General features: G+C 38.6%; 15 protein-coding genes and 3 tRNA genes. 3 read left to right on the top strand and 15 right to left on the bottom strand.

The window, feature by feature from the left end; all coding sequences use genetic code 11:
• The first annotated feature begins 58 nt into the window (after positions 1-58).
• Positions 59-235 carry a DUF3042 family protein gene (locus B6D67_RS04045; protein WP_002984898.1) on the top strand — a complete coding sequence of 59 codons (177 nt, stop codon included), beginning with the start codon at positions 59-61 and terminating at the stop codon, positions 233-235.
• Between the two features lie 117 nt (positions 236-352).
• On the opposite strand, the gene B6D67_RS04040 is transcribed toward B6D67_RS04045, so the two are convergent.
• From B6D67_RS04040 to trhO, 3 genes are all read right to left on the bottom strand, one after another.
• Positions 353-1,261 (bottom strand): TDT family transporter, encoded by a 909-nt coding sequence (locus tag B6D67_RS04040; RefSeq protein ID WP_010922189.1) that lies wholly within the window; start codon positions 1,259-1,261, stop codon positions 353-355.
• Positions 1,262-1,497: 236 nt separating this feature from the next.
• Positions 1,498-1,917, bottom strand: a complete 420-nt coding sequence (locus tag B6D67_RS04035; RefSeq protein ID WP_002993519.1) for a glutathione binding-like protein — start codon at positions 1,915-1,917, stop codon at positions 1,498-1,500.
• A gap of 310 nt (positions 1,918-2,227) precedes the next feature.
• On the bottom strand, positions 2,228-3,214 hold the full coding sequence (gene trhO, locus B6D67_RS04025; protein ID WP_010922187.1) for an oxygen-dependent tRNA uridine(34) hydroxylase TrhO: 987 nt from the start codon (positions 3,212-3,214) through the stop codon (positions 2,228-2,230).
• Positions 3,215-3,412: 198 nt separating this feature from the next.
• On the opposite strand from trhO, the gene B6D67_RS04020 reads away from it, so the two are divergent.
• Positions 3,413-3,715: a hypothetical protein gene (locus B6D67_RS04020; protein WP_002984904.1), complete on the top strand. Its 303-nt coding sequence runs from the start codon at positions 3,413-3,415 to the stop codon at positions 3,713-3,715.
• A gap of 362 nt (positions 3,716-4,077) precedes the next feature.
• Here B6D67_RS04020 and B6D67_RS04015 read toward each other — a convergent pair.
• The 8 genes from B6D67_RS04015 to parE form a co-directional block, all read right to left on the bottom strand.
• Positions 4,078-4,149: transfer RNA gene (locus B6D67_RS04015), tRNA-Arg, on the bottom strand.
• A 112-nt stretch (positions 4,150-4,261) separates the two neighbouring features.
• Positions 4,262-5,467 carry a 30S ribosomal protein S1 gene (gene rpsA, locus B6D67_RS04010; RefSeq protein ID WP_002984905.1) on the bottom strand — a complete coding sequence of 402 codons (1,206 nt, stop codon included), beginning with the start codon at positions 5,465-5,467 and terminating at the stop codon, positions 4,262-4,264.
• Positions 5,468-5,593: 126 nt separating this feature from the next.
• Positions 5,594-5,665, bottom strand: a tRNA-Gln gene (locus B6D67_RS04005).
• A 51-nt stretch (positions 5,666-5,716) separates the two neighbouring features.
• Positions 5,717-5,797: transfer RNA gene (locus B6D67_RS04000), tRNA-Tyr, on the bottom strand.
• Positions 5,798-5,857: 60 nt separating this feature from the next.
• Positions 5,858-6,088 carry a DUF2969 domain-containing protein gene (locus B6D67_RS03995; RefSeq protein ID WP_029713990.1) on the bottom strand — a complete coding sequence of 77 codons (231 nt, stop codon included), beginning with the start codon at positions 6,086-6,088 and terminating at the stop codon, positions 5,858-5,860.
• A gap of 63 nt (positions 6,089-6,151) precedes the next feature.
• Positions 6,152-7,219 carry a branched-chain amino acid aminotransferase gene (locus tag B6D67_RS03990; protein WP_011284717.1) on the bottom strand — a complete coding sequence of 356 codons (1,068 nt, stop codon included), beginning with the start codon at positions 7,217-7,219 and terminating at the stop codon, positions 6,152-6,154.
• 77 nt (positions 7,220-7,296) lie between these two features.
• Positions 7,297-9,756: a DNA topoisomerase IV subunit A gene (gene parC / locus B6D67_RS03985; RefSeq protein ID WP_029713991.1), complete on the bottom strand. Its 2,460-nt coding sequence runs from the start codon at positions 9,754-9,756 to the stop codon at positions 7,297-7,299.
• A gap of 90 nt (positions 9,757-9,846) precedes the next feature.
• Positions 9,847-11,796 (bottom strand): DNA topoisomerase IV subunit B, encoded by a 1,950-nt coding sequence (gene parE / locus B6D67_RS03980; protein WP_011285491.1) that lies wholly within the window; start codon positions 11,794-11,796, stop codon positions 9,847-9,849.
• Between the two features lie 134 nt (positions 11,797-11,930).
• Between parE and plsY the strand changes: the two genes are divergently transcribed.
• On the top strand, positions 11,931-12,572 hold the full coding sequence (gene plsY / locus B6D67_RS03975) for a glycerol-3-phosphate 1-O-acyltransferase PlsY (RefSeq protein WP_002984911.1): 642 nt from the start codon (positions 11,931-11,933) through the stop codon (positions 12,570-12,572).
• 57 nt (positions 12,573-12,629) lie between these two features.
• Here the strand turns inward: plsY and B6D67_RS03970 are convergent, their stop codons facing one another.
• From B6D67_RS03970 to B6D67_RS03955, 4 genes are all read right to left on the bottom strand, one after another.
• Positions 12,630-13,898 carry a dihydroorotase gene (locus B6D67_RS03970; RefSeq protein ID WP_011285490.1) on the bottom strand — a complete coding sequence of 423 codons (1,269 nt, stop codon included), beginning with the start codon at positions 13,896-13,898 and terminating at the stop codon, positions 12,630-12,632.
• A gap of 131 nt (positions 13,899-14,029) precedes the next feature.
• Positions 14,030-14,683 carry a uracil-DNA glycosylase gene (locus B6D67_RS03965; RefSeq protein ID WP_002984913.1) on the bottom strand — a complete coding sequence of 218 codons (654 nt, stop codon included), beginning with the start codon at positions 14,681-14,683 and terminating at the stop codon, positions 14,030-14,032.
• Between the two features lie 132 nt (positions 14,684-14,815).
• On the bottom strand, positions 14,816-15,466 hold the full coding sequence (locus B6D67_RS03960; protein ID WP_003061805.1) for an amino acid ABC transporter permease: 651 nt from the start codon (positions 15,464-15,466) through the stop codon (positions 14,816-14,818).
• 28 nt (positions 15,467-15,494) lie between these two features.
• Positions 15,495-16,358 carry a transporter substrate-binding domain-containing protein gene (locus tag B6D67_RS03955; RefSeq protein WP_029713992.1) on the bottom strand — a complete coding sequence of 288 codons (864 nt, stop codon included), beginning with the start codon at positions 16,356-16,358 and terminating at the stop codon, positions 15,495-15,497.
• Positions 16,359-16,438: the final 80 nt, after the last annotated feature.

The raw sequence follows: 16,438 nt of genomic DNA, 5'->3' as shown, positions 1-16,438 counted from the left end.
ATATTATAACATAAGATTAAGGACCACTGAGGTCCTTCACTAGAAATGGAGAATAATCATGGTTAAGAAATATCAATTTGTTAAAGGTCTTGCTACTGGCGTCCTAGCAACTGCTGCTACTGTTGCTGGTGCTGTCTTTGCTGTAAAAAAAACAATCATTGACCCTGAAGAAGAAAAAGCTGCTTTCATTGAAGAAAACCGCAAAAAAGCTGCGCGTCGTCGTGTAGCTCGCTAACGTGACAATGGATCAATTTAAAAGAGACTAGCACATTAAAGTGCCGGCCTCTTTTTTAGTAATCTCGATAACTAGTTAGTAGTAACTGTCTCTTGATGAGCCAAGATGTTAGCTGCTTTACTTATTTTGAAATAGAAATCTCAGGTAAGCCCCATAAACATAAGTGACTAAAGCTGTCGCCAACAATACCTCTCCTAGCAAAAGAACCTGCCAACCTAAACCTTGCCAACCTAAAAAAGATAAGGTCATTTTTAAGGAAGTGGCACTAATCACAAACGGAAAGGTAAAAGCTGAAAAACCTGGGTTAAAGGGACGATTGAGTAAGCGAGGAAGCTGTACAACCACAAAAGCATATAACAGTTGTGAGCTGACGAGAAGAAAGATAACCATTCCTACTTGTGGTCTAGGAAAGGTTGCTAAATAAGACGCTGAAAGTAAGGACAGAGGGGCACAAAACGTTGAAATATTGGGCATTACTGCTTGACCTAGACCAATCCCATAAGTCTTTTTGGCCATAAAAGGTAAAATCACAGCAGTTAAGAGAAGACAAACCCAAAAAATCACCTGTCCTAATAAAAACTGCCTACTAGCAGGTGCTGTTAATGCCGCCATTGCAATTCCAACAAAAAGCACGGACCAGGAAGGAAAAACGTTATCCCATGAAAAAGAAAAGACAAAACGATACTGGTAATAAGCAATCAGGACAAGATTTCCCAAAAAGAATAGCCACCAAGTGAGAAAGCCTAACCAACACCCTCCTGTCACTTTGAGAAAGAGTGAAGACAACAACATCCCTGTCATAAAAAAAGTTGGAAAAACAGAGGCAATTAGAGGTTGTCGTAACTGCATTTTGGTATCGTTAAGGTTCCTAACCATGCCAACAAGCAAGATACCATAGATAAAAAGAGCTGCCAGAATTCCCAAATAATTAAAAATCGAAACATAAGTAGCCAACAAATTGCCAAATGACAACGTTCCTAATGCCAATCCTGACATGACCAATGGTGGGGTTTTAAGGTGTTTCATAAGTGTCCTTTTCTGCCTATTAACAGCTATTTTTAGTGACATAATCTTGTTTATTTTATCACATTTCGAGCATTTTTGACACCACCCGCGAAAGAAAATTTAAGGCTCTTGCCATTGTTTTTTTACATTCTCGCAAAACTAGGAAACTGCTTAAAAAGCTAAGGAGTGACCACTCTTCTCTAGAAAAATGAAAGAGTAGAGAAGACTTGGTCTGATCTTTACTTCTTCTTTTTGATTTAGTGAGCTGCATTAAGCACTTGTTGAACAGCTGAATCTTCCACCATTTTTGCCATAAAAGCTGCCAGATGCGGATAATTCTCGTAAGATTTTGGTGTTTTTTGAGACCATAGCGCCATGGCGTAAGCATAAGCATCTGCAATGGTTTGTTGATCTCGATAAACATGCCCACTCTCCCCAATAAGACTATCTAAATGCGTCATAGCAATATCCATCCGCTTGTAAGAAGCTTGTTTGACTTTTTCAAGCGCTTGATTGTCTTGAGAAATAGTGTAGCGATGAGGGTTGATCATTGGCCTAAAAACAAGGGGAAAATCACCTGTTAAGAAGTCCATGATTTCGTTGAACCGACTTTCTGCCAAAAGATTATCTTGGGGAATGAGCTGAGATTTCAGGGTTTGTTTCGCTATAAAGGGCAAGATAATACCTGCCTGTGTGACAATTTGACCATCATCAAGCTGTAAAGCTTAAACCATTCCCAAAGGATTGATGGTAAGGCAGTCTTCAGAATCCAGTTTTACCTTCTCTATCTCGTAATACAGAAACTCACAATTCTTTTGAAAAGGTGCTAGACAGAGTTGGTGTTGACGTCTTCGCTGTTGATGGCTCTGCATGACAAAATGAGCTTGGTGTCCACGTTCACTTGTATCTTGTTGCAAAGTCTTTGCAATTTGGTCTCATCATCTGTATCACAAAAAACAAACCAGTTTCCTGATTTGTTTTGAGATATTAGGCACCTACAAATTCTGGCAAGGATTCTCCAATAGCTTCTAAACGTTCTGCCCATTCTTGACGTGATAAACCATTTTCTTGCACATAGCGATTACGTTCATGTGCACGACATTCAGGTGAGCATCCTCGAACATACTTTGTTTCGTTTTCTTCTGAAGCAAAAATTTGTTTGTTACAAAACGGATTTGCACAATTGACATAACGTTCACAAGGTGTTCCATCAAAATAATCTTTACTAATGACAGTTGGATTAACATGATTAATTGGCACCGAGATACGATCATCAAAAACATACATCGCACCATCCCAAAGTTCACCTTGAACTTCCGGATCTTTTCCATATGTTGCAATACCACCGTGTAATTGTCCAACATCTTTAAAGCCTTCTCGAACCATCCAACCCGAGAATTTCTCACAGCGAACACCACCCGTACAGTACACAACAACACGTTTTTCCATAAACTTATCTTTGTTGTCACGTACCCATTGTGGTAACTCACGGAAATTGCGAATATCAGGACGAATTGCTCCACGGAAGTGACCTAAGTCATACTCATAATCATTACGCGTATCTAAAACAACAGTATCTTCATCAAGCAAGGCTTCTTTAAATTGTTTAGGATTTAAATACTCACCTGTTGTTTCCAAAGGATTAATATCACTATCAAAGTTATTGTCTTCTAACCCAAGGTGCACGATCTCTTTCTTATAACGAACAAACATTTTACGGAAAGCTTGTTGATTTTCCTCGTCAATCTTGAACCAAAGATCAGCAAAACGCTCATCGCTGTGGACCCAATCCATATACTTCTGAGTTGTTTCATAATCTCCAGAAACAGTTCCATTAATCCCCTCATCCGCAATCAAAATACGACCTTTAAGCCCAATAGATTTACAAAATTCTAGATGTTTCGCAGCGTACTCTTGCGCATTTTCAATTGAAACATATTTATAATAGAGTAAAACTCTGATTTTTTCTGACATTTTTTCTCCTTCATTGTTATTCAGTTACTTCCTATTATATCTAGGAAAAACAAGTCTAGGCAAGTCATTTGTTTGTCTTTTTTTCACAAAATAGATCTCAATTTATTTTTGATGAGATGAGATGCAACCCATTACTCCTTTAAGCAAATCATTAGAAGCTTTATTTAGAAAATGCTAAGATAAAACAAGGAGGCCAAAATGACTTATGAACTTTGTTTAGAATATGGGACTTATCCGTTGTCACGTGTTGATGCTTACTGGGGAGAAGATCAAAATCCCCCAACATTCATTCAAGAAGATCGACTGCTTTGCCATAAACTAGAAACTATGAATCACCTGTTCCATGATTTATTTGTAACTATTGAATCACAATTCCATTATGTTGGTTTTAACATGCCTGAAAAAAGAGCGCAGATTCGGATACTATATCAAGAAGTAGCTACTATATTAAAATCCAAATATAAGGATTATCCAATTAAGATTGAGACGTTTCTTCTTTAAAAATCTAATACTAAAAAACTAACTGTGCTTAGACAGATGACACAGCTAGTTTTTTAGGTAAAACTCTTCTTAAATTTTAAAACGTTTCGAAAAATCACTAAATGCTTTAATAGCACTTGCTAAAAATGGTTTCACCATCTCATCATTAATTAACCTTGATTACTTACAATCTTATGAATCTGAGTCAAATAAAATTCAGGCTGTGGCATTACAGAGACATTTAAAACCTATACTCATCGTTTTCAAGGTCAGAAAGAGAATGATTTTGAAAAGGTTCGTCAACTCTTCTAGATAATTTTGGACAAATTTTGATCAAGAAACAAAAAGAGCCTATCAAATAAGGCTTTTTTATATGATTTCTATCCACCTTGAGGGAATCGAACCCCCATCTCAAGAACCGGAATCTTACGTGATATCCATTACACTAAAGGTGGTCACAACTTTGTCAATACCCTTATAGTATATCATAAAATGAAATAATATGAAATAACTTTTCTAACCAGAAGACAATAAAAAGTTGAGGAAAACCTCAACTTTTTAGATTTATTACAATTCAATATCACCGAAAAGATCAGCCATTGAGAATCCAGTTTGTGTTTCTGGGAGTTCGTAGTCACGTCTTGATTCACGTTTTGGACGACGTGGGCGTGATTGACGTTTTTCTTCTTTGTTGTCTCCTTCAGCTTGCGCTGGGCGTTCTTCAAGAGCTTTGATTGATAATGATACGCGCTCATCAGCTGCATTCACTTCAAGAACTTTAACTGTTACTTCTTGTCCTACAGAAAGTACATCTTTTGGATTTTCAACACGTTTGTGTGAAATTTGTGAAATATGAACAAGTCCATCAATACCTGGTAATACTTCAACAAAAGCACCGAAGTCAGTCAAGCGTTTTACTTTACCTTCAACAACATCACCTTGAGCAAGTTTTTGTTCAACGCCGTCCCATGGTCCAGGTGTTGTTGCTTTAAGTGAAAGTGACACACGACCAGCTTCTTCGTCAATTGAAAGAACTTTAACTTCAACTTCTTCACCAACTGAAACAACTGATTTAGGTGACACGTTACGTTCGTGAGACAATTCAGTCACGTGAACAAGTCCGTCAACACCACCAAGGTCAATGAAAGCACCAAAACTTGTTAAACGCGCTACAGTACCTGTAACGACTGCACCTTCTGAAATCTTAGAGAACACTTCAGCACGAGCTTCTTTAGCGGCCTCTTCGATAACTTCACGACGTGATAGGATGAAACGGTTTTCTGCTGCATCAACTTCTTTGATTTTAGCATCAAACTCTTGTCCAACAAATTTTTCAGTGTTGCGAACAAAACGAGTGTCAATCATTGAAGCAGGGATAAATCCACGAAGTCCTTCAAATTCAACTGAAAGGCCACCTTTAACAGCACGGGTACCTTTAACAGTAACAACTTCGCCTTCACGACCAACAAGTTTGTCCCAGGCTTTACGAGCTTCCAAACGTTTTTTAGATACTAGGAAAGTAACTGTATCAGTATCTTTACCTACTACTTGACGAAGAACAAGTACTTCAACTGTGTCGCCAGCTTTAACAAAGTCGTTAATATCAGCATCGCGGTCGTTAGTCAATTCACGAAGTGTCAAGACACCTTCAACACCTGTTCCTTCGATAACAACGTTTGCTTGACCGTTATCAACAGTTAAAACTTCCGCAGTGACAACATCACCAGGGTTCACTTCGCTAACACTGTTTAGCAAATCTTCAAATTCATTCATTCTAAAAAATCCTCCAACAAAAGCTAGCCAATGCTAGCTTTTGATAACAATATATTTTCTCAAGGTAACCCGCAACGACAACAACTCTTATCTTTGACGGTCTCAGGGAGCACCTGATACCTCTGACTGGGGTAGCTGGATTCGAACCAACGCATGAGGGAGTCAAAGTCCCTTGCCTTACCGCTTGGCTATACCCCAAAAATATTTTTTTACAGAAAACTAATTTTCTAATTAGATTAGTTTCCGAAATGGAAAGAGAGGGATTCGAACCCCCGAACCCGAAGGAGCGGATTTACAGTCCGCCGCGTTTAGCCTCTTCGCTATCTTTCCGTAACAACAAAAACTATTCTATCATAGTTTTTGTAAGCTGGCAAGTGTTTTTGTCTAATTTTAATGGTTCAAATTGTAGTTTTCAATGATATTTTCAACCGCTTGTTCGAGCGTTTTGAAGAAGTAATCTACTCCATCATTTTTTAAGACAGCAAATTTCTCATCAAGTTCTGCAATTTCTCCAACCACACGTTTACCAATTTGTAATTGATAGCCATCAATCTTAGTCTCATTAACCATAACTTTGTGATCAATCAGTTGGATTTCAATTTTTTTATCTTTTTTACTCATCACTTTACCTCACTTTGTCTATTTTACACAAAATCAAAAAAGCTTGCAAGAGCAAGCTCTATTTTAATCTACTTTTACAATCCAACCTTCTGGTGCTTCAATATCCCCAAATTGAATGCCGACCAACTCATCGTATAAACGGCGTGTCACAGGACCAACTTCTGTTTCACTGTAAAAGACATGTAAGTTATCCTTGTACTGGATACCGCCAATTGGAGAGATAACAGCTGCTGTTCCACAAGCTCCTGCTTCCACAAATTTATCCAATTCATTAATTGGAACATCACCCTCAATTACTGTCATACCAAGTCTTTCTTCAGCTAGTTGTAAGAGTGAATACTTCGTAATAGATGGCAAGATGGATGGACTAAGTGGCGTAACAAATTCATTATTTGCAGTAATGCCAAAAAAGTTTGCAGCTCCGACTTCTTCAATTTTAGTATGGGTTGCTGGATCTAAGTAAATCACATCAGAAAAGCCTGCTGATTTAGCGGCCTTACCTGGTAGCAAACTTCCTGCATAGTTTCCTCCCACCTTAGCAGCACCTGTTCCGTAAGGAGCGGCGCGGTCAAACGCTTCAGAAACAATAAAATTAGTTGGAGCAAGTCCACCTTTGAAATAGTTTCCTACTGGCATGGCAAAAATGGTGAAAATATATTCTTCGGCTGGTTTAACCCCAATAATATCTCCAACTCCAATTAATAACGGTCTCAGGTAAAGCGTTGCACCTGTTCCGTAAGGTGGTACAAAGTCTTCATTGGCTTTAACCACTTGCTTAGCTGCATCAATAAATTGCTCTGTTGATACTTGTGGCATCAACAAGCGGTCTGCTGTGGCTTGTAAACGCACTGCATTACGGTCTGGTCTAAATAGTTGAATAGAGCCATCTTTGGTGCGATAAGCCTTTAAGCCTTCAAAAGCTTGTTGTCCATAATGAAGCGCTGGAGCGCTTTCTGAGATATGTAAGGTGGCATCTTCTGTTAATTGACCTTTATCCCATTGACCATTTTTGTAATAAGAAATGTAACGAAATGGCAACTTATGATATTCAAATCCTAGGTTGTCCCAATCAATTGCTATTGTCATCATCGTACCTCTTTTCTGCTTTTTTCTATTGTAACTTTTTTTCAATAATTTTCAAGTTTATTCTATTCTTTTGTATTAATATTCTAAATTTATCATAAAATTAAAAAGAGTTTTCACTCTTTTTAACGTGTTCTAGCTACCAGTACTTCTTGATCCGAAATAGTGTCTGAAATAAAGGAGCCGTTGCTGGTTCTTTCCGATAACGAAAGCGTTTCTAAAGCAATCTCGTAGGTTTGACCAGTCTTACTAATGACTTCAAGCATTTGTTGATTAGTTTCTTCTTCAGGTATATCAGTGAACAAATCAAACTGCTCAGCTGAAGTATCTGATTGAACGCCTCCGGCCAGAAAAACTCTATGAGGTTTGGTTTTTAACTCTCGTAGGACCAATAGTCCACGATTGGCACGACTTGTCTGAGGAATATCATCGACAGCCATCCGTTTGAGAGAACCCCTCTGAGTTAAGACAAAGAAAGAGTTACTTGTCACAGCAAAGGCTGAGGCAAGGCTGTCATCGTTTTTCAAGTTAATGCCTTTAACACCAGCAGATTTCAACCCTTGAATAGGCACTTCCTGACTGGAGAATCGCAAAGCATAACCATTTTTAGTCACTAATAGGAGGTCTTCCATAATAACTGGTGACAAGGTAACCACGCGGTCTTTGTCATCCTTTAGCTTCACATATTTGGTTGATTTAGATTTATAAGTTCGCCAAGGACTTAGTTCTTTACGATCAAAGCGTTTGATAAAACCATTTTGTGTGACAGCCACATACAAGCCCTGGTCAAAGGAAGTCACAATATCAGCGTAGAGAATCTCTTCTTCTGTCGCGAAGTTTGAAATGGTTTGTGATAAATGTTCACCGATATCCTTCCAACGTAAATCGGTCAATTCATGGATTGGCCGGTAAATGACATTGCCTAAAGTTGTAAATAACAAAAGGTGTTCTGTTGTTTTGGCCTGTTTAACGAAGATGAGTTCGTCATCATCTCTCTTGCCAACTTCTTCCAAACTAGACGCATTGAAGGATCGTGGGCTGGTTCTTTTGAGGTATCCGCCCCGTGTCACACTAACAAAAGTTTCTTCCTCTGCAATCAAGCTGGCAGTGTCAATCTCAATGATTTGACTTTCTGCTTGTAACTCTGATAAACGAGGATTGGCGAATTTCTTTTTCACCTCTCTTAATTCACGTTTCATGACGTTATACATGGTTGCTTTGTCACCGATAATAGCGGAAAGGGTCGTGATTAAGTCTCTTAAATCATTTTCTTCATTTTGGAGAGTAACAATATCGGTATTAGTTAAACGATAAAGCTGCAAGGTTACAATCGCTTCTGCTTGTTCCTCAGAGAAATCATAGCTGACTTTCAGATTTTCTTTAGCATCAGCCTTATTGTCAGACGATCTAATCAAAGCAATAATCTCATCTAAGATGGACAAGACACGAATCAATCCTTCAACAATGTGGAGGCGTTTTTCAGCTTTGGCTTTATCGAATTTAGACCGCTCAATAATAATATCTTTACGGTGACTGATATAGCTTGATAGTATTTTTTGAAGTCCTACTTGACGTGGTGTGAAGTGGTCAATAGCAACCATGTTAAAATTATAATTAACTTGAAGGTCTGTGTATTTCAACAAATAATTTAGAATGGTTTGGCTATCAGCCTCTTTTTTCAACTCAATAGCTATGCGAAGACCTGTGCGATCAGATTCATCGCGTACTTCTACGATGCCTGGGACTTTATTGTTAACACGCACATCGTCAATCTTTTTGACCAAGACTGCTTTGTTAACTTCATAAGGAATCTCAGTGACAATAATTTGTTGTTTACCACCTTTAAGTTCCTCGATTTCTGTCCTAGAGCGAACAACGACACGTCCCTTACCTGTTTCGTAGGCTTTTTTGATTTCGTCAGCTCCTTGGATAATGCCTCCTGTCGGGAAATCTGGTCCTGGTAAAAACTCCATTAATTTCTCTAAACTAGCTTTGGGATGATCAATCATATACACAACAGCATCAATCACTTCTGACAAATTGTGCGGTGGAATATCTGTCGCATAGCCTGCGGAAATACCAGAAGACCCATTGACAAGTAAGTTAGGAAAAGCTGCTGGTAAAACGGTGGGTTCTTTTTCTGTGTCATCAAAGTTCCAAGCAAAAGAGACCGTATTTTTCTCAATGTCTTGAAGAAGATAACCCGCAATTTCAGACAAGCGAGCTTCTGTATAACGCATAGCCGCAGGCGGATCACCATCCATTGAACCATTATTTCCGTGCATTTCAACAAGGATTTCACGGTTCTTCCAATCTTGACTCATCCGTACCATGGCATCATAAATAGAGGAATCCCCATGTGGGTGGAAATTCCCCATAATATTACCAACTGATTTGGCTGATTTACGGTAACCTTTTTCAAAAGTATTGCCATCCTTATTCATCGAATAAAGAATCCGACGCTGAACGGGTTTCAATCCATCTCGAATATCAGGAAGTGCCCGTTCCTGAATAATATACTTGGAATAACGGCCGAAGCGTTCTCCCATAATATCCTCAAGGGACATGTTTTGAATGTTTGACATATTCAAATAGCTTTCTTTTTCATTATTTATTAATTACCTAAAAAACAATCGTCTTTAGCACTTGTAATTATCTGTGAGAAACTTGTATGACTAAAACACCGTATTTTCTTCTAAGGTAAACTTGACGTTATCCTCGATCCACTGACGGCGTGGGGCTGCTTTGTCACCCATCAACACAGAAACACGTCGCTCTGCTCTTGCCAAGTCGTCAATAGTAACACGAATAAGGGTTCTGGTTTCAGGGTCCATAGTGGTTTCCCATAATTGGTTAGCATTCATTTCACCCAGTCCTTTATAGCGTTGAAGAATAGCCCCCTTGCCAAATTCTCTGCGCAGATCTTCCAATTCACCATCAGTCCAAGCATAAGCAATTTTTTCAGTTTTGCCTTTACCTTTTGACATTTTGTAAAGCGGGGGAAGCGCAATATAAACGTGACCTGCTTCCACCAACGGTCGCATATAACGGTAAAAGAAAGTCAGCAAAAGAGTCTGAATATGAGCCCCATCGGTATCAGCATCGGTCATGATAATAATCTTATCATAGTTGATATCCTCGAGGTTAAAGTCAGCTCCCACTCCAGCTCCAATGGTATAAACCATAGTGTTAATTTCTTCATTTTTCAAGATGTCAGCCATCTTAGCTTTTTCGGTATTTAAAACTTTGCCACGTAATGGTAAAATAGCCTGAAATTTGCGGTCTCGTCCTTGTTTGGCTGAACCTCCCGCAGAATCTCCTTCGACCAGATACAATTCATTTTTCTTGGCATTTTTGGACTGAGCTGGGGTTAGTTTTCCCGACAACAAGCCTTTGTCTTTTTTGTTTTTCTTACCATTACGTGAGTCATCACGCGCTTTTCGAGCAGCTTCGCGAGCATCTCTAGCTTTAATGGCTTTGCGAACTAGATGAGAAGCTACTTCTCCATTTTCGAGTAAAAAGAAGGTTAATTTTTCAGAAACAATGCTCTCTACAATAGGTCTAGCTAAGGGACTTCCCAATTTGTCTTTGGTCTGTCCTTCAAATTGCAAGTGCTGCTCAGGAACTAAGATAGATAATACTGCTGAGAGTCCTTCTCGATAATCTGAGCCCTCTAGATTTTTATCCTTTTCTTTTAAGAGATTGGTTTTACGAGCATAGTCATTCATCGCTTTGGTAATAGCTGACTTTAGTCCCGTTTCATGGCTTCCACCATCTTTGGTGCGCACATTGTTTACAAAGGATAAGATATTGTCGGAGAAACCATCGTTATACTGCAAAGCAACCTCGACTTGAAAGTCTTGGTCTTGACCTTCCATGTAAATAACAGGTGTCAAGGTTTCCTTATCTTCATTGAGGTATTCGACGAAATCTTGAACCCCATTTTCATAATGAAACTCTTCAATAATCGGGTCATCTCCACGAAGATCTGTCAAGCTCATCTTGACATTTTTCAAAAGAAAAGCAGATTCTTTCAATCGTTCTGAAATGGTATTGAACTTAAAGTCAATAGTTGAAAAAATCTTATCATCAGGCATAAAGGTTACAACCGTTCCTGATTTAGACTTAGGAGCTGTGCCAACTTTTTTAAGGGTTGTAACAGGTTTCCCACCATTTTCAAAGCGCTGACGATACACTGACCCGTCTCTTGTGATTTCGACTTCTAACCAGGCAGACAAAGCATTGACAACAGAGGAGCCAACACCGTGCAAACCACCTGACGTTTTGTAGCCACCCTGACCAAATTTACCACCTGCATGAAGAATCGTAAAAATAACTTGAACGGTGGGAATCCCCATGGCATGCTGGCCTGTTGGCATTCCACGTCCGCTATCTGCCACACTGACCGAGCCATCTTTATTGATAACAACCTTAATATCATCTCCAAAACCAGACAAGGCCTCATCGACAGCATTATCAACAATTTCCCAAATCAGGTGGTGCAATCCCGTAGCATCTGTTGAACCGATATACATCCCTGGACGCTTGCGAACAGCATCTAACCCTTCTAGGACTTGGATAGCATCGTCATTATAATTATTAATTGTAATTTCTTTCTTAGTCAACACCGACCTCCAGACAGTTTCATCTTTTTTATCTTACAAGTTTTTTACCAATTTTGCAAAATAATTTGCTAATTTTTTCCGAATTCTTTTCCAGATCTAGTTCTCCAATCTATGAATATGTTATAATAAGGATTATGAAATTACTACTTTTTATTACCATTGCCTATTTACTTGGTTCTATTCCAACTGGACTATGGATTGGACAGTACTTTTACCACATCAACTTACGAGAGCATGGATCAGGAAATACTGGAACCACAAATACTTTTCGGATTTTAGGTGTCAAGGCAGGAACAGCTACCTTAGCTATTGATATGTTTAAAGGGACACTTTCAATATTGTTACCAATTATTTTTGGTATGACTTCAATTTCATCCATTGCTATCGGCTTTTTCGCAGTTTTAGGGCATACTTTTCCTATTTTTGCCAACTTTAAAGGTGGTAAGGCCGTAGCAACAAGTGCTGGTGTATTGCTAGGCTTTGCTCCGTTATATCTCTTTTTTTTAGCATCTATCTTTGTTTTAGTTCTCTATTTATTTAGTATGATATCTTTAGCTAGTGTGGTTTCAGCTATCGTTGGTGTGTTATCTGTTTTAACATTTCCTGCCATTCATTTTCTTTTACCAAATTATGACTACTTTTTAACTTTTATTGTGATATTACTTGCGTTCATTATTATTATAAGACACAAAGATAACATTAGTCGTATCAAACATCATACTGAAAATCTAATACCTTGGGGGCTAAATTTAAGCAAACAAGTGCCTAAAAAATAAATTTACTAAAAGCCTGACTTTCTCTGAAAGTCAAGCTTTTTTGTTTTAACTCATTTGTTAATTAGGGTAAACAACCTCTCCGTCTGCAATAGTGTATTTCACGACACCTTTGAGTTTGTTACCAATAAATGGGGAATTACTAGCTTTAGAAGCAAAATTCTCAGTGATCAGACGTTCTTGCTTGTCTGCAAAAATAACCAAATCTGCTGGACCATTTTCTGCCAAATAACCCGCATCAAAACCATAAAGCAAAGCTGGATTAAGCGTCATTTTTTCTAATAGTGACATAAGTGTAAGATGACCTGGTTCAACCAAATGCGTCAAACCTAATGACAAAGAAGTTTCAAGTCCTGTCATACCAGATGGGGCTTTAGTCATATCATCCACAGCTTTTTCATCCTTGTGATGAGGAGCATGATCAGTGGCAATGACTGTGATAACACCCGATTTCAAGCCTTCTATGACAGCTAAGCGATCTCTTTGTGTACGAAGGGGAGGATTCATCTTGGCGCTGGTACCTGCGATCAATAAGAGATCTTCAGTTGTTGAAAAATGTTGTGGGGACACTTCAGCAGTTACCTTAGCACCCAACTGCTGAGCAAAAGCCACTACTTGAACCGATTCTGCTTTAGATAAATGTTGGATATGAACATGAGCTTGCCTGTCATAAGCAATCATGACATCTCTTGCAATCATACTATATTCTGCTACACCAGTTGCCCCACAAAAATGAAAATGCTCCTCAGCAATACCTTCATTAAAACCAAGAACCCCATTTAACTGAGGATCTTCCTCATGCAAAGAAATGAAAGTTTGGTTGGCATTAGCCAAATCAAAGGCTTCTTTTAAAACTTTAGAACTTTCTAAGGGAATACCATCATCTGAAAAGCTTACTGCTCCTGCTTCCAACAAAGCTTTAAAATCAGTCACGTCTTTTCCATTAAAGGCTTGGGTGACACTGGCATTGGTGTAAATATGAATCTTTTCTTTAGCTGCGCTAGCTAGCACTTCCTGTAAAGTTTCGACATCTGAAATGACAGGATTGGTATTAGCCATCATGACAACCGTAGTCACACCACCTGCTGCTGCTGCCAAGGCTCCCGTGTGAATATCTTCTTTGTGCGTTTGACCGGGTTCTCTAAAATGCACATGAATATCGACCAAACCCGGGGCAACAATAAGACCACTAGCATCAATCACTTGAGCTTCTTGGCATTCAATAGCTGAAGCTATCTTTACAATCTGTTTACCATCAATCAAGACATCTGCCACTTGATCTCTCTGCGATTTCGGGTCCATAACGCGTCCATTTTTGATGAGTATCATGTTTTCTCCTTTATTTATCTGTTTTAACCATAAGACCTTACGTTCTTTAATAGGAAAAATCTACTGCACTCATTTCACTTATTAAAGGTATCAAAATGTCTAGATTAAGCTATTTAGTTGAAATGGCTGGCTTATTTTAGCCAATCTACGCCAGTCATGCCCTCTTTTTCTAAAATAGCATTGGTTCTTGAAAAGGGTTTGCTGCCAAAAAAGCCACGATAAGATGACAAAGGGCTTGGATGAGGGCTCTCGATGATGTGGTGCTTTGGATTAGTAATGAAGGCTTTTTTCTTCCTTGCATAAGCTCCCCACAAAATGAAAACTACAGGGCTGTCTTTCTCATTCAGCACTTTAATAACAGCATCTGTAAATGGCTCCCATATTAAGCCTGCATGCCCATTAGCCTGGCCTGCTGGCACTGTTAAGCAAGCATTCAAAAGCAGAACCCCTTGACTAGCCCAAGTGCTTAAATCATGATGGTCACGAGGACCAATGTCATCTGCTAATTCTTTTAAAATATTAATAAGGGATGGCGGAGCAGAAATCTCTTCTGGAACTGAAAATGATAAGCCCTGGGCCTGTTTGGGGCCATGATAAGGGTCTTGTCCTAAAATCAACACTTTGGTTTCTTCCAAAGGAGTGACTTGTAAGGCTTTAAAGACATTTTCTCGTGGAGGATAGACAAGACCGGAAGCATAGGCTTCATCTAAAAAGTGATTGATGCGACCGTAGTAATGCTCCGGCAAAAATGATTTGATTTTCTCATGCCAAATTGAATGAGCCATAAGATTCCTTTCTAATCACGTCAGTTTCTAAGTTAAATACGATGTCCTTTTCTATCTAGTTTACCACATTTTAAATAGAAAGACCCTGAAAATATGATATTTCCAGGGTTAATATTCGTTTTTTACAGGATATTAAACAAGTGCTAGCTTATTTTCTAAGAATTCTTGGTAACGTTCTAACAAAAAAGCAATAAGCCAATAGATAAAGGCTACTAAAATATACATGGACATGTAATCCCACTCTCTACCGCCAATAATTTTGGCATTTTGAAAAATATCTGGTACGGTAATCATGGCAGCTAGCGACGAACTTTTAACCATATCAATAATGACATTTCCTAAAGGAGGAACTGCAATTCGAAAGGCTTGAGGAAGAATAATTTTCTTAACCATAAGAGCATATGGCAACCCTAAAGCCTTAGCTGCTTCCCATTGTCCCTTGTCAATAGCTTCTATAGAAGAGCGAAAAACTTCAGAAATATAGGCAGCGCTAACCATAGAAAAACCAAGATAAGCGCAAAGTAAAGCTGGCAATTCTAAACCATAATAAGGCAACCCGAAATAAAGAACAAAGAGCACCACGATCATCGGCACACCTCGCATAATAGAGATGTACGCTCTAACAAGATAATGAATCAACGGCTGACGTGACCTTCCCAGAAGGGCTAGGCCTAAACCTAAAAACAGACCCGTAAAAAAACTGAGCAACGAAATACCAAGGGTATAAGGTAATCCCGATAACACAAATCCTAAACTATCTTTCATTAATGGGATATTAATCATGTGGTTAGGACTCCTTTAACATCAAGTATTAGTTAACGTCTTTCGTATCAATGACGGGAATTTTTTTGTCTTTGCCAAAAGGTTTTGTCAGATCTTGACCAGCATAGTAGGTTTCAGAGATTTTCTTCAAGCTACCATCTTTTATCATGTCTTTAATAACAGCATCTATTTTTTTCTTGAGGCTATCGTCTTTTTTGTTCATAACAATTCCTTGTTCGGTTGGGTTGTACTGAACATCGCTCATTTTGACATTTAGATTTGGATTTTGAGATAACATGTAATCCACAAATAATTTTTGAGCTGGGTAATCATTTGGGATGAAATCTGTTCGACCGTTAGCCACATCGTTTAGATAAACATCTCCTGTAACATTATCGTAGGTCACCAGTTCAGCTCCCTGTTTTTGCGCTACTTTCATGTATTCTGTTCCAGAAGCGCCGGCTGCTTTTTTTCCTTTCCAGTCGCTAAGATCTTTTTTAGCCATGTTTGAGCTGCCATCAGCACGGACAATCATGCCTCCTACCCCGTATTTATAAGGCGTAGAGATATTGTATTTTTTCTGACGTTTTGGGGTAATGTCAAAGTTGTTCAAAGAAATATCCACTCGACCACTATCAACTGAGGTAAAGGCTTGGTCAAATCCTGTTTCAACAAACTTGACTTTAATGTTAAGTCGTTTACCGATTTCTTTGACCATATCTACTTCGTAACCTACTAACTCATTATTATCGTTGTAAAAAGAAGTTGGCTGATAGGTTCCTGGGGTAGCTACTTTTAACACCCCTTTTTCTTTGATAGTGTCCCAACTTGATTTTTGAGATTGATGTGGCGCACATGCTGCCAATAAAAGGCTGGCAAGTCCGATAGACAGTAATGTAACTGATTTCTTCATAGTAACTCCTTTATTAAGATAAGAATAGTATAACATTTTGATTAAGTTGTGTTATCAGTGAGCACTCAATCTCTTTAAAA

Source organism: Streptococcus pyogenes, from assembly GCF_002055535.1.
Taxonomy (GTDB): Bacteria; Bacillota; Bacilli; order Lactobacillales; family Streptococcaceae; genus Streptococcus; species Streptococcus pyogenes.
The sequence above is the reverse complement of the archived record's forward strand: the minus strand, read 5'-3'. Positions and strand labels throughout refer to the sequence as shown.

Excerpts from the sequence above, each read along its gene's own strand:
- B6D67_RS04045 (WP_002984898.1), top strand. The coding sequence starts at position 59 with ATGGTTAAGAAATATCAATTTGTTAAAGGTCTTGCTACTGGCGTCCTA.
- B6D67_RS04040 (WP_010922189.1), bottom strand. The coding sequence starts at position 1,261 with ATGAAACACCTTAAAACCCCACCATTGGTCATGTCAGGATTGGCATTA.
- trhO (WP_010922187.1), bottom strand. The coding sequence starts at position 3,214 with ATGTCAGAAAAAATCAGAGTTTTACTCTATTATAAATATGTTTCAATT.
- B6D67_RS04020 (WP_002984904.1), top strand. The coding sequence starts at position 3,413 with ATGACTTATGAACTTTGTTTAGAATATGGGACTTATCCGTTGTCACGT.
- rpsA (WP_002984905.1), bottom strand. The coding sequence starts at position 5,467 with ATGAATGAATTTGAAGATTTGCTAAACAGTGTTAGCGAAGTGAACCCT.
- B6D67_RS03995 (WP_029713990.1), bottom strand. The coding sequence starts at position 6,088 with ATGAGTAAAAAAGATAAAAAAATTGAAATCCAACTGATTGATCACAAA.
- parC (WP_029713991.1), bottom strand. The coding sequence starts at position 9,756 with ATGTCAAACATTCAAAACATGTCCCTTGAGGATATTATGGGAGAACGC.
- plsY (WP_002984911.1), top strand. The coding sequence starts at position 11,931 with ATGAAATTACTACTTTTTATTACCATTGCCTATTTACTTGGTTCTATT.
- B6D67_RS03970 (WP_011285490.1), bottom strand. The coding sequence starts at position 13,898 with ATGATACTCATCAAAAATGGACGCGTTATGGACCCGAAATCGCAGAGA.
- B6D67_RS03965 (WP_002984913.1), bottom strand. The coding sequence starts at position 14,683 with ATGGCTCATTCAATTTGGCATGAGAAAATCAAATCATTTTTGCCGGAG.
- B6D67_RS03960 (WP_003061805.1), bottom strand. The coding sequence starts at position 15,466 with ATGATTAATATCCCATTAATGAAAGATAGTTTAGGATTTGTGTTATCG.
- B6D67_RS03955 (WP_029713992.1), bottom strand. The coding sequence starts at position 16,358 with ATGAAGAAATCAGTTACATTACTGTCTATCGGACTTGCCAGCCTTTTA.